Annotated in this window: 10 protein-coding genes; 4 read left to right on the forward strand and 6 right to left on the reverse strand. The window is 67.4% G+C overall.

Going from position 1 to position 12,402, the window contains the following annotated elements:
• Positions 1–66 precede the first annotated feature (66 nt).
• A complete protein-coding gene (locus ABZS43_RS06865; protein ID WP_355034863.1) occupies positions 67–1,470 on the reverse strand; it encodes an MATE family efflux transporter in 1,404 nt (467 codons plus the stop codon).
• Between the two features lie 201 nt (positions 1,471–1,671).
• Positions 1,672–3,036, reverse strand: coding sequence for a Y4yA family PLP-dependent enzyme (locus tag ABZS43_RS06870; RefSeq protein ID WP_355034864.1), 1,365 nt, complete (start codon positions 3,034–3,036; stop codon positions 1,672–1,674).
• A gap of 537 nt (positions 3,037–3,573) precedes the next feature.
• On the opposite strand from ABZS43_RS06870, the gene efeU reads away from it, so the two are divergent.
• From efeU to efeB, 3 genes are read left to right on the forward strand one after another with little or no spacing between them, the layout of a single operon-like run.
• Positions 3,574–4,485: an iron uptake transporter permease EfeU gene (efeU, locus tag ABZS43_RS06875; RefSeq protein WP_355034865.1), complete on the forward strand. Its 912-nt coding sequence runs from the start codon at positions 3,574–3,576 to the stop codon at positions 4,483–4,485.
• Positions 4,486–4,545: 60 nt separating this feature from the next.
• Positions 4,546–5,634 carry an iron uptake system protein EfeO gene (gene efeO, locus ABZS43_RS06880; protein ID WP_355034977.1) on the forward strand — a complete coding sequence of 363 codons (1,089 nt, stop codon included), beginning with the start codon at positions 4,546–4,548 and terminating at the stop codon, positions 5,632–5,634.
• 31 nt (positions 5,635–5,665) lie between these two features.
• Positions 5,666–6,910: an iron uptake transporter deferrochelatase/peroxidase subunit gene (efeB, locus tag ABZS43_RS06885; protein WP_355034866.1), complete on the forward strand. Its 1,245-nt coding sequence runs from the start codon at positions 5,666–5,668 to the stop codon at positions 6,908–6,910.
• Positions 6,911–7,057: 147 nt separating this feature from the next.
• Here the strand turns inward: efeB and ABZS43_RS06890 are convergent, their stop codons facing one another.
• Positions 7,058–7,807 carry an ABC transporter permease gene (locus ABZS43_RS06890; protein WP_355034867.1) on the reverse strand — a complete coding sequence of 250 codons (750 nt, stop codon included), beginning with the start codon at positions 7,805–7,807 and terminating at the stop codon, positions 7,058–7,060.
• A gap of 191 nt (positions 7,808–7,998) precedes the next feature.
• Between ABZS43_RS06890 and ABZS43_RS06895 the strand changes: the two genes are divergently transcribed.
• The gene (locus tag ABZS43_RS06895) at positions 7,999–8,676 is read left to right on the forward strand and encodes a hypothetical protein (protein ID WP_355034868.1); all 678 of its coding nucleotides are present in this window, start codon (positions 7,999–8,001) and stop codon (positions 8,674–8,676) included.
• Positions 8,677–8,707: 31 nt separating this feature from the next.
• Here ABZS43_RS06895 and ABZS43_RS06900 read toward each other — a convergent pair whose 3' ends face one another.
• The 3 genes from ABZS43_RS06900 to ABZS43_RS06910 are packed head-to-tail and all read right to left on the reverse strand — an operon-like array spanning position 8,708 to position 12,332.
• Entirely contained in the window at positions 8,708–11,206 is a 2,499-nt protein-coding gene (locus tag ABZS43_RS06900; RefSeq protein WP_355034869.1) for an FtsX-like permease family protein, read from the reverse strand.
• Positions 11,203–11,889 carry an ABC transporter ATP-binding protein gene (locus ABZS43_RS06905; protein WP_355034870.1) on the reverse strand — a complete coding sequence of 229 codons (687 nt, stop codon included), beginning with the start codon at positions 11,887–11,889 and terminating at the stop codon, positions 11,203–11,205. The genes ABZS43_RS06900 and ABZS43_RS06905 overlap by 4 nt, the downstream gene beginning before the upstream one ends.
• 5 nt (positions 11,890–11,894) lie before the next feature.
• Positions 11,895–12,332, reverse strand: a complete 438-nt coding sequence (locus ABZS43_RS06910; RefSeq protein ID WP_355034871.1) for an SRPBCC family protein — start codon at positions 12,330–12,332, stop codon at positions 11,895–11,897.
• Between the last annotated feature and the right edge of the window lie 70 nt (positions 12,333–12,402).

The following is a 12,402-nucleotide window of genomic DNA, read 5'->3' on the forward strand; positions in this document are numbered from 1 at the left end:
GAGACCATTCATCATAGCTATTCAGACGCACGTGGATCTCTTTCGTGACTCGTCAGATCTATTCGATCAGATCAATGCGGCGGCCGGGGCGGGTCGGACGGTTCGGAGATCACGGTCGAAACGCCGCAACAGCAGCGTCGCCGTGACGGCAAGGCCGGTGGACAGGGCGATCCACACGCCGGGGCCGCGAAGTCCGAAACCGAAGGCGCAGATCAGAAGTACCGGCAACCCGACAGCCCAGTAGCCGATGAGCGTTATTCGGAATCCGCTCTTGGTATTGCCGAGGCCGCGCAGGAGGCCGACGCCGATATTCTGCGCGCAGTCCATGAATTGCTGCGCGATAGCGATGAGGAGGAGCGTCTTCGCCACCGGGAGCACGTCGGCGGCCTCTGATCGATCGAGGAATGCGGTGAGTACCAGCGTGGGCGCCACCAGGTAGATCACGCCGACCACACCCATCACGGCCGCGCCGAGGGTCAAGGCCATGCGGGCGGTGCTCCTCGCCTGGTCGGGATCGCCCTTGCTGACGGCTCGGCTGACGAGGATGGACGATCCGTGGGAGAGGCCGATGGTGACCTGGAAGACGATATAGGTGAGTTGGATGACGACGTTGTGCGCGGCCAGCGCGACGGGGCCGAAACTGCCCATGACGAGTACGGCGACGGAGAAAATGCCCGCCTCCGATCCGTAGGTGAGGCTGATGGGAATTCCGAGGCGCAGGATTTCGCGGACGGTGTGGAGATCGGCGCGCCAGCCCTGGATCGAGAGCAGCGGGGCGAGATGGTCGTCGCGGCGGACGATGAGGTAGAACGCGCCGCAGGTCAGGAGGTTGACGAAGGACGTCGCGAGGCCGATTCCGGTGAGTCCGAGGACGGGGAGCCCGAGCCAGCCGTAGATGAATACCGCGTTGAGGGCGGCGTTGACCGCGATCGATCCGATCGTGACCCAGAGCAGTGATCCGGGTCGGCGCATACCGACGGCGAATTGGCGGAGCACGTTGAGCCAGAGCATCGGTACCAGGCCGAATGCGAGCGCGATCATCACGGGTCTGGCCAGTTCGAGGATCTTCTGGTCCTGGCCGACCCAGACGAGGGAGTAACTCAGTGCGGTGAGGACGCCCCCGGCGAGGAGGCCGACGATTGTCGCGACGAGGAACGCGGCGCGCACGATGCGCCGGATTTCGGATCGCCCCTGGTCATCGAGTTGTTCGGTACCCGCGCGCGATTCACCTCGGCCGACCGCGCCCGCGACGAGATTCCCGACGGCGGTGACCACGCCGACACACATGGTGCGGACCTGGTTGTACAGGGTGATGGCCAGGCCACCGGCGGCGATGGCTTGTACTCCGAGCAAGCCCATCATCGCGAGGTCGGTGGTGGTCAGCGCTACCTGCGCGAGTTGGATTCCCGCGATCGGCGCCGCGAGCGCGATCAGCGGACGACTGTCCCGCAGTCCGGTCGTTAGGTTCATGCCCGCGTCGATCGAGCAGAGAAACGCAACGTCGCCGCCGAGCCGACTTCGCCGGCGTATTCATCGAGCAATTGTTTCGTCCTCTCCCGCTGCCACCGGATCAATCGATGAACGTGTCGAGGTATTTCTCGCCCCGTCGCAGGCAATGGTCACGATTGTGCTTCCGGAAGGAACGTCGCGAACGCGTCGACATCCGATACCTTAACGCCCGCGTCCAGAAATCGTGGAATCCCATCGCCACCGGATGCGGTCCGGCGTGGTCGTGACGATGATCTTCGGCGGCAATGCCAGCTGATGGAATTCCGATTCGTTCGAATCCATCTGGTAGCCGGCGGTATTCGGGTAGATCAGGAGATCACCGGCCCTCGGCACGCGATCGAACCGAATCTTGCGCCAGGACAACATATCCGTCTCGAGGCAACTGGAGCCGCCGACACACGCGCTGGTCGGGTCACCTGCCTGCCGCTGCGGCCACAGCGTGGGATCCGGCAGATACTCGCTGTCGAACCACTGCTCGGACAGGCTCAGGCTGAGCCCGGACACCGTGACGAATCCGTAGTCGCCCCGATGTTTGTGGCCCAGGACCGGGAATACGCTGAATCCGCAGCCGTCCAGCAGTGCGCGACCCGGCTCGATCAGCAGTCGGGTACCGGTCTCGGCGAATTTGGCGGCGAGATCGGCGTGCTCCGACGGCACCGGACTGGCGAGAATCGCCGACAGCATCGCGGCGCCCGCCGGATCCGAGTGATAAGGGTAGAACCCGCCGAAGGTTTTGCGGGTGTGGAACCAGGAATCCCGGTACTCGCGCAGGAATTCCTGCCACGAATTCGCGTCGACGTAATCCAGCGCGAATCCGCCGCCGATCGAGATCGACGTGGCCGCGAGCCCTTTCGTTCTCGCGGACAGGCACCGGTCGATGAGGTCGGAGGCCTGCCACGCACGCGGCGCCACGGCGTATCCGGTGAGATGGAAGGAGAATCCTTCCATCGTCAGGTGCGCCCGGTGCGCGGCGCACCGATCGATCGCCACCGTCAACTCGTCGTCGGTGAGCCCGAAACGACTGTGGGGGTTCGCGGCGGGCAGCACTCTCAACAAGACGCGGACGGAGTGGGTGGACTCGGCGATCGCGATCACCCGCTCCAGTTCATCGAGCGCGTCGACCGCGATCAGGGCACGGTGGCGGGTGGCCAACCACAGGAGATCGTCGGTCTTGGCGGGCCCGGTGACAACCAGGTCCGCACCGCGAACCCCGTTCGCCAGCGCGTGAACCAACTCCGGGGTGCTGGCGACGTCCACTCCCGCGTTCGCCTCGGCACAGGCGCGCGGCCAGCAGGCGGCCTTATTGGCCTTCTTCCCGAAATAGACCGTGCCGTCGACGCCCGCGGTGCCCATCGCCTCGGCGAAGGCCGCGAGGTGCACGGTGAACCGCTCGGGAGACACCACGTGAAACGGATCGCCGCCGACCGCGTGGGCGATCTCGGCGAGCAGGGCCGGATCGGCCTTGACCCGGGTCACCCAGTCCGGTTCTTTCGCAGGGAGGGGCGAGGCGGTCTCGGTCACTTCCACAGTCGCAACTCCTGTCCACTGCCTTCGTCGACATCTTGGACTTCCCCCTTGTCGGTGCGCAGCTCGCACGGTCCTCCGAGGACGCGCGGGAACGCGGGTGCCCCACGGCTCGCAACCGTGAACGGTGTCGACCATACCGAGCTACGAGGGGTTGGGCACAGCATCACCAAGGTGTTGCGGCTCGGCGGTGTCGTACGAATTGCCAACTTGCCCAGCGATGTTCGCATACGGCGTCGCCGCTGTCATGGCCTCCGGGGCCTGGACGTCGGCAAGTCGGTCAACTCGGGCCGCGGTTCGGCGAATGCCGCGGTGGTCGGCGTGCGACGCTCGGTTGATGGGGCGGATGTGACCCCTGGGGTCGGGTGGACATCGCGATCGCCTATCCGACGCGCACCCGCACGCCAGGGCAGTCGACGCCTGGTCGCGGGCGGAGTCCCGGTGCATTCGCGGCTCGCGTATCTGCGGTGGCGATCCGTGTGCAAGACTAGGCTGACCTTGCTTAACTATGGCAAGGCTTGGTTTAGTTAAGGAGTGAATGTGGTCGAGCGGACATTCGCTTCCGACGCGCCCTCGGTCGCCGCCCAGTTGTTCGGAAGCGGGCTGATCGGTGCGCGCGAGGGTCTCGAAACCGGGATCGTGGTCATGATCCTCGTCGCGTTCCTCGTCAAATCCGGTGATCGCGGGTCGTTGAAGTGGGTCGCGGCCGGGGTCGCGGCGGCGGTCGCGATGGTCGCGGCGATATTCGTCGGTGTGCGTTTCGGGACATCGACGGTCACCGGTGTGGCGGCGGAATTGATCTCCGGGATCGCCTCGCTGGCCGCGGTGCTGATCGTGACCTGGATGGTGCTGTGGATGCGCACCGCGTCGCGATCGATTTCGGGCGATCTGAAGGCGGGCATGGCGAAGGCGGTGAAGGGCGGCCCGGTCGCGGTGCTCGCGCTGGCCTTTCTCGCGGTCGGTCGCGAGGGCGTGGAGACGGCGCTACTGATGGTCGGTTACGCGGAGAACGCCGGGGGAACCAGCTGGCCGCTGATCGGTCTGCTGCTGGGTATCGCGGTGGCCGCGGTGCTGACGGTGCTGATGTACTTCGGCGCGGTTCGCATCAACTTCGCGGTGTTCTTCAAGTACACGGGAGTTTTTCTGATCGTCGTCGCCGCGGGAATCCTGGCATACGGGATTCGCGCGTTGCAGACCGCCGATTGGCTGCCGGGGTTGACAGCCACCGCGTTCGACATCTCGTCGTGGTTCACCATGTCGAGCTGGTACGGCACTGTCGCGCAGGGCATCTTCAATTTCCGTGCCGACCCGACGCTGTTCCAGGTGCTGGCGTGGGCGGGATACCTGGTCGTCGTCTTGACGCTGTTCCTGCGTCCCGCCGCGGAGCCGAGCCCGCGCACCGTGTCCGATGAACCACCCGCTGCCCCCTCCGCGGCCGCGCCGCATTCGTGAAAGGTTCTACCGCCCATGCGATCTACTACCCGGTGGGTCACCGCCGCCGTCGCACTGCCGATGGTGCTGGTCTCGTGTACGAGTAAATCCGAGAGTAGTGGCGGCGCCGATATCGTCGTGACCGCCGACGACAGCTCGTGCGAGGTGTCGACCAATTCGGCCACGACCGGTACCACCACGTTCCGGATCACCAACAACGGCACCAAGGTCACCGAGTTCTATGTGTACGGCGCGGGAGAACGGGTTATCGGCGAGATCGAGAATATCGGCCCCGGCCTGACCCGGCAGTTGATCGTCTCGGTGCCCGACCCGGGCACCTATCAGACCGCGTGCAAACCGGGAATGGTCGGCGACGGGATTCGCCGCGATTTCGTCGTCACGGGGCAGGCGCAGACTCGCGACGCCACCGGCAAACTCGCCGAGGCCGCCGCCGGTTACCAGCGTTACCTGGTTTCGCAGGTGAGCGCATTGCAGGAGACGGCGAATCTATTCGTCGCCGCGATCAAAGCCGGTGATATCGAGTCGGCGAAGAAGCAATATCCGCGCACGCGCACCTACTACGAGCGCATCGAACCCGTCGCCGAGAGTTTCCCCAACGATCTGGATCCGCGGCTGGACCTGCGCGAAGCCGATCTCGCGGCCGGCGACCGCTGGACCGGGTTCCACCGGCTGGAGAAGGATCTCTGGGCCCAGGGGCTCCAGCCCGACACCAAGCAGGTGGCCGACCAGCTCCTCGCCGATATCGCGGAATTGGCGGCGGGAGTGAGCGCGGCGGACTTCGCCGTTGACCCCATCCAGGTGGCCGGTGGCGCGCAGACGCTGTTGGACGAGATCGCGCGCACCAAGATCACCGGTGAGGAAGACACCTTCTCGCACACCGATCTGTGGGACTTCCAGGCCAATGTCGACGGCTCGCAGGCCGCGATCGCCAGCGTCCGACCCATCCTGGACGAACGGAACAAGGATCTCGGCACCCAGATCGATCGCCGGTTCGCCGAACTCGACAGCGAATTGGCGAAGTATCGCGCCGGTGACGGCCATGTCAGCTACGACACCGTCACGGAACCGCAGCGCGTCGAGCTCGCTCGGCGCATCGACGCCTTGTCCGCAGTCGTGAGTCAGGTGCAGGGCATTGTCGCGGGATCCTGAACGTACACAGGCCCGCCAGGACCGCGGCGGGGTGTCGCGGCGTGGCCTGATCGGCACCGCGGGCGTCGGCGTCCTGGCGGCGGGGGCCGGAGTTCTCGCGGGCCGGGCGTCGAGTCCGGCTGCCGGGGCGGCTGATTCGGCCACCGTGCCGTTTCGCGCGGCACACCAGGCGGGTATCGTCACCCCGGCTCAGGATCGCCTGCATTTCGCCGCGTTCGACGTGCACACCGAATCCCGCGACGAACTCGTGGCATTGCTGAAGACCTGGACCGCGATGGCGGAGCGGATGACATCGGGTCGGGAAGCCGTGCACGACGGCGCGACCGGCGCGGGCGCCTACACGCCGCCCACCGATACCGGCGAGGCATTGGATCTGACACCGGCCCGGTTGACCCTCACCATCGGTTTCGGGCCTTCGCTGTTCACCACCGCCACCGGGGCCGACCGATTCGGTTTGTCGGCGCGCAAGCCGAGGTCGTTGGCCGACTTGCCGAAATTCACCGGTGACGCCCTGGATCCGGCGCGGTCCGGCGGCGATATCGCCATCCAGGCGTGCGCCGACGATCCGCAGGTCGCGGTCCACGCGATCCGCAACCTGGCGCGCGCCGGGTTCGGGGTGGTGTCCGTGCGCTGGTCACAGCTGGGCTTCGGTCGAACCTCCTCGACCTCGACCAGTCAGGCGACACCGCGAAATCTGCTCGGATTCAAAGACGGAACCCGCAATATCAAAGCCGAGGACCACGACGCGGTCTCCAAATTCGTGTGGGTCGGCGACAACGACGACAAGGCATGGATGGCGGGTGGTTCGTATCTGGTGACGCGCCGGATACGCATGCTGATCGAACCGTGGGACCGGACCACCCTGCACGAGCAGGAGCGGGTCATCGGCCGGGCCAAAGGCAGCGGCGCACCGCTGGGCGGCAAGGACGAGTTCGAGGAGCTGGATCTGCAGTCGTCGGGACCGTCGGGGCCGCTGATCGACACCGACGCCCACGTTCGGCTCGCCTCGCGCGAGGAACTCGGCGGGATCGAGATCCTGCGGCGCGGCTACAACTTCACCGACGGGTCCGATGGTTTCGGGCATCTCGACGCTGGGTTGTTCTTCATCGCCTACTGTCGTGACCCGCTCGCCCAATTCGTGCCGATGCAGGAGAAGCTCGCTCGAAACGACGCGCTCAACGAGTACATCAAGCACGTCGGCTCCGCTGTTTTCGCGGTGCCCCCCGGGCTGGGCACCGACGACGACTACTGGGGCTCGGGTTTGTTCGCGCCGTAGGACCGCGCACCGCCGCGGTTGTCGGCCTGCCGTCGCCGCCGCATATCGCGGCGGTGCGCATCGACGGGTTCGGGAGTGGTGATCACCCTGCCGACCTGACGGGGATCGAGACGTGTCGATCCCCGCCGTGGCGGTCGCCGGAGTGTGTCACGCGGTGCGGGATCTGCGCACCTTGGTCCTGGCGACGAGTTCGATCGTGACGGCGACCGCGCAGGATTGGGCGAGCATCAGGCCGACGAGGACCAGAATCTGTACGGCCGCCGCCTGCGTCGCGGAGCCGCTCGCGACCAGGACGCCGACGAAAGCGCCTGGCAGCGTGACCAATCCGACGGTGCGCGTCTGATCGACGCCGGGCAGCAGCGCGTCGGCGGCGGTGGCGCGAACGACTTCGAGGCGCGCGTCGCGTTCGGTCAATCCGAGACTCAGCGCGGCCTCCACCTCACCCCACCGCTGTTCGATCGTGTCCAATGCCCGCCGCGCCGCCAGCGACGTCGCGGTCATGGCGCCCCCGAGCACGATTCCCCCGATCGGCACCAGCGCGACGCCCTCGAGGGGGACCACCCCGCTGATCAACATCATCGGCAGTACGGTCCCGAGTCCGGTCCCCAGCGCGAGGGTGAGCCATGCCGCCGACCATCCCGCCCCGGCCCGGCGAGCCGCCGTCACCACCGCCGCGCCGAACATCACCACCAGCACCGCGACCGAGGACCAGAGATGTGCCAGCGCCGCCGCGAGAATCAACGCCACCACGGCCAACTGGGCGGCTCCGCGCAGCGCCGCGCCGGGCGCCACGGTGACCGATCCCAGATCCGCCACCCGGTACACCACGGCCGTCGACCCGACCATGAGCACGCACAGCACCGCGAGCGCGACCCCTGGCGTCGCTACCGAATTCACCGCGGAATCATCCCACGACAGCGGGCGCGCCAGGTTGATCCTCGGGCCGTTGTCGACGGCGCAGGAGCGGGCGCACGGTCGGGTCCGAGCGGCACGCGGGCGAGGAGATTGCTTCCGTCGCGATTCCATCCGTGCCGCCGTCGGGTCCGAATCAGAAGAAGAGACTTCCGCCTCCCGGAAAAGAGATCCCATTGGTCACACCGAAGACCGTCTCGCATCGCCGTACATCCCGGCGCAACGCCGCTTTCCTGGTGGCTGGTGCGCTGCCGGTCGCCGTGGCTATCGCCGCCGCCCCGGCATTCGCCACGCCGCCCGGCGGGCCGTCGGTCGTCGGCGCCGAACAGTTCCGGGTCACGCCGGTGGACGACCCCGTACCCGCACCGGATGACGTACCGCCGCCGCAGGCCCCGGTCGATACGATCCGCATCGGTGACATCGAGGTCGGCAGGCCCGATTTCATCGCGCCCGAACAGGCGCGGCAGATCAACGAAGGGTCCGAGGGCGTCGAGTCCTCCCTGTCGGACGCACTCGATTCGGCGGGCGTCGATCCCGCCCGTTCCGACCGCATCGCCGAGGATGTCATCGGTGCGTCGGTGATCGGCGCATCCGTCGGAGCCACCGTCGCGAGTCCGCTGGCCGCGACGAGCGCGGTGATGGGCGCCGCGACCGGACTCATCGTCGGCTTTCCGTTCCTCCCCGCAGGTCTGGTCGTCATGCCGATCGTCTGCGCGGCCATCGGCTACGCCGTGATCGCCGTCCCCGCGGCCGCGATCGGTGGGGGTATCGGCGCCGCGGTCGGCGCGATAGAAGGCGCCGTGGCGCCGCTTCCGGCGACCCCGCAGCTCGTGGCGCCGGCCAACGCGGTGTGACCCGCCCGGGAGTCGCCTTCCGCGTGATCGGCTAGTCGGCGCCGATCGCCTCGATGATGTCGACTCGGCCGGCGCGGACGGCGGGGGGAATGGAGCCGAGCAGGCTGAGGGCGAGGGCGGCGAGGCCGAAGTAGAGCACGGTGGGGCTCGGCCGGTAGGCGACGTCGAAATTGAGGATGCCCGGGGTGACGGTGTCGTAGAAGTATTGACACGCGCTGCCGAACAGCAGGCCGAGAACGCCGCCGACGACCCCGATGCCCGCCGCCTCGGCGAGGATGGTGCGCAGGGTGAAGCGGCGGCTGGAGCCCAGTGCCCGCAGCACGCCGATCTCGCGGCGTCGTTCGAGTACCGACAGTGTCAGTGTGTTCAGCAGCGCCACAGCGGCGATCAGCACGACGATGATCCACATGGCGTTGCTCACCGCCGAACCTTGGCGCAACGCCGATTCGATTCCGGCCAGTGATTGTCCTCCGGTGAAGACGTGCACCCCGGCGGGGGCGATGGCGCGGATCTCGGCGAGCATGCGGTCGGTGTCGGCGCCGGGCAGCGCATCGATCTGCAATGTCGTCTCACCGGGCCGATCGAACCATTCCCGCACCTGGTGCAGACTCATGCCGACGGTTCCGGCCAGCACGGAGAAGTAGGACACCAACTGCAACACCGTGATTCGTCGCACGCCGTGCGGTGTCCGCAACTCGAGCGTGTCGCCGACCCGGACGTCGAGGGCCGCGCCGAGGTCGCGCGAGAGCACGACACCGCGCCCGGCGAGCACGTCGTCGCGGACTCGGTCGTCGACGGCGTTCAGTAGCGGATTGTCGGTGCCCTCGGCCAATCCGTCGAGGAGAACCTTGCTGTCCCCGAGGGTCGCGAAGGCCAATTGACCCGGGGTCACTCGTGCCACGCCGGGCACGGCGGCGACTCGTCCGGCGAGATCGGCAGGGAGCAGGGGCCCGACCGGAAGTTCGTCGGGGGCGTTCGAGGCCAGCCAGGCGTCGGCCTCGGCCACCGAGGACAGTGATCCGCGCGCCGACGTCAGCAGGTCGTGATTGGAGCCGGTGATCGTCACGGTGATGGCGACGGCCATGACGACGGTCATCACCGTCGCCCATACCCGCCGCGGCGACCGCCCGACGCTCACGGCGGCCAGCGCGCCCGGCGCCCCGAAAAGCCCTGCGGCGCCGGCTGTCGCCCGCAGCACGGGCTCGGCGAAGGCGAAGCACAGCGCCATTCCCGCCCCGAAGAACAAGGCGAGCGCCACCGCCGAGAAGGCGAGGGTGCGCGCACCGGATGCGACGATGGTGATCGCGGCGCCCGCGCACACCACGGCTTGAGCGAACGCGCCGATCCGCAGCCAACGCGGGATCCGATCGGCGACCGACGCCCCGACCGGGGCGAGCGCCTCGATCGGTGACACCTTGTAGACCTGGTGTGCCGCCACCGCCGACGCGGCGATACTCGTGCAGATCGACGCCGCGACGGCTATCGGAATCGCCGAGATCGGGACCAGGTATTCCGTGCGCGCCTCGACCGCCTGCATCAGGACATTCGGTAGGCCGGTGACCGCGACGCGGCCCATCAGGATGCCGATCCCCGCGCCGACGCTCCCGCCGACGAGGCCGAGCAATGCCGCCTCGACGAGCAGGTCGCCGACGATTGTGCGCCGCCGCCCGCCGATGGCCCGCAGCATCGAAATCACCGGCCTGCGTTGGGTTATCGCCATGGTCATCGCGGTATAGATCAAGAAGGCCGCGACGACGAAGGCGGCGGTCGCGCCCATGAGCGTCATATACCTGACGATCTTGACGGCATTCCCCGTGTGCGCTGCCCGTTGGATCGGATCGCCCACCACGGCGCGCCCCGCCACCACATCGGTGACCGCGGTCCGCACGGCGGATTCGTCCGCCCCCGGCCTGAGAGTGACGAGTATCGAGTCGAGCCTGCCCGTCCGATCGATGAGGTACTGCGCCAGGGGCAGTGGCGCGAGGACGTAGTGGCCTTGGTTCAGTGCCGCGACGCTGCTGTCACGAAGTACCCCGGCGACGGTGACGGTGCCGGAACCCAGTGTGAAGCTGTCACCGTCGTCGTATCCGAGTCCGGGACCGACCAGAACTCCGTTCGGCACGGTCAGCAGGGGCGCGAGTTGCGCTCGCACCGCGGCGGCCACGTCGCTGTGCAGGGCGGTTCCGTTCCCGTCGACGCCGAGCAGCAGCACAGGCCCGCCTGCCGATGGCGCCGTCGTCCGCACCATCGGCACGGCGGCCGCCACTCCGGGGACTGCGGCGACCTGCTCGCTGATCTGTTGGGGTAGACCGGAATCGGTGATGCCGGAGATCTCCAGCGCGGCGTCCCCCGCGATGCCGTCGACCAGGCGAGCGATCGACCCCGTGATCGACCCGGTGAGCCCGAGCACCGCGACGAGGAATGCGGCGGACACCGCCATCACCGTCATCGAGGCGAACGTCCGTCCTCGGTGCACCCAGAACTCACGCAGGCTGAATACGCGGGCCCGGTCGGCGAGCGCCCACATCATGAGGCCGCCGTCTGCTCGTCGGCGTCGATACGCCCGTCCCGCATGGTGATGAGCCGGTCGGTGGCGGCTGCCGCGGCCGGGTTGTGTGTCACCATCACCACGGCGCGGTCGCCCGAGTGGGCGATACCGGCGAGCAGCTCGAGAATGGTTGTCCCCGTGTGACTATCGAGGTTGCCTGTCGGTTCGTCGGCGAGGATCAGCGGCGGGTCCATGATCAGCGCCCTGGCCAGGGCGACGCGTTGCATCTGCCCGCCGGACAGTTCCGAGGGCCGATGCCGCACCCGGTCGCCGAGCCCGACCGATTCCAGTAGTTCGATGGCGCGAGTTCTCGTCTTGCGCATGCCGATTCCGTCGAGCAACGCCGGGACGGCGACGTTCTCCCAGGCGGACAGGGTGGGCAGCAGGTTGAAGAACTGGAAGACGAATCCGACCTGGTTGCGCCGAAAGGCTGCCTGCTGATTCTCGGACAGGTGGCCGATCTCGCGGCCGAGGAACCGAATCGATCCGGAACCGGGGGAATCCAGGGCTCCGAGCATGTGCAGCAGGGTGCTCTTACCCGCGCCGGACGGGCCGACCACGGAGAGGAATCGCCCGGCCTCGACGCGCAGGCTCACCCCGTCCAGCGCACGCACGGTCTGGCCGCCGATACGGTATTCCCGGACCACGTCGGTCAATTCGAGCATGCGCGTCAGGCCGCCTCGACGAGGATGGCCAGTTTGTCGAGGGAGGCTTCGAGTTTCGCCACCACGTCGGTGTCCACCGCCCGCATCAGTTGACCGGTCAGCGCCGCGCCGGTGAAGTCGCCGGAGAACGTCAACTTGGAACCGCCGGAATGTCTTTCGACGGAGAAGTGGAACTCGCAGGTGACTCCGGCGGCGCTGCTTCCCGACATGACCAGCTGCATGGGCGGACGGAAGGACGTGACCGTCAATTCCACTCGATGCGACATGCCGAGTATGCGCACATTCTGCACCATTCTGGTATTGACGGAAATCTGTTTCGGCGGTTCTTCCACGAAATTGTCGTGTAATGCGAACCAATTGCCCCACGTCGATGGATCGGCGATTGTCGCGTAGAGCCTAGCCGGGTTGACGGTCAACAATTTGGTCACCTCGATATGTGCCATCGACTCTCCTCGTCGGTGCCGTTAGGTCGTCGGTCCCGGCGGTGTGCCCCTGGAAGTGGGGGGGCCGGGG

Source organism: Nocardia sp. NPDC005366, assembly GCF_040606855.1.
Taxonomy (GTDB): domain Bacteria; phylum Actinomycetota; class Actinomycetes; order Mycobacteriales; family Mycobacteriaceae; genus Nocardia.

Excerpts from the sequence above, each read along its gene's own strand:
- ABZS43_RS06910 (WP_355034871.1), bottom strand. The coding sequence starts at position 12,332 with ATGGCACATATCGAGGTGACCAAATTGTTGACCGTCAACCCGGCTAGG.
- efeO (WP_355034977.1), top strand. The coding sequence starts at position 4,546 with ATGGTGCTGGTCTCGTGTACGAGTAAATCCGAGAGTAGTGGCGGCGCC.
- ABZS43_RS06900 (WP_355034869.1), bottom strand. The coding sequence starts at position 11,206 with ATGATGTGGGCGCTCGCCGACCGGGCCCGCGTATTCAGCCTGCGTGAG.
- ABZS43_RS06905 (WP_355034870.1), bottom strand. The coding sequence starts at position 11,889 with ATGCTCGAATTGACCGACGTGGTCCGGGAATACCGTATCGGCGGCCAG.
- ABZS43_RS06865 (WP_355034863.1), bottom strand. The coding sequence starts at position 1,470 with ATGAACCTAACGACCGGACTGCGGGACAGTCGTCCGCTGATCGCGCTC.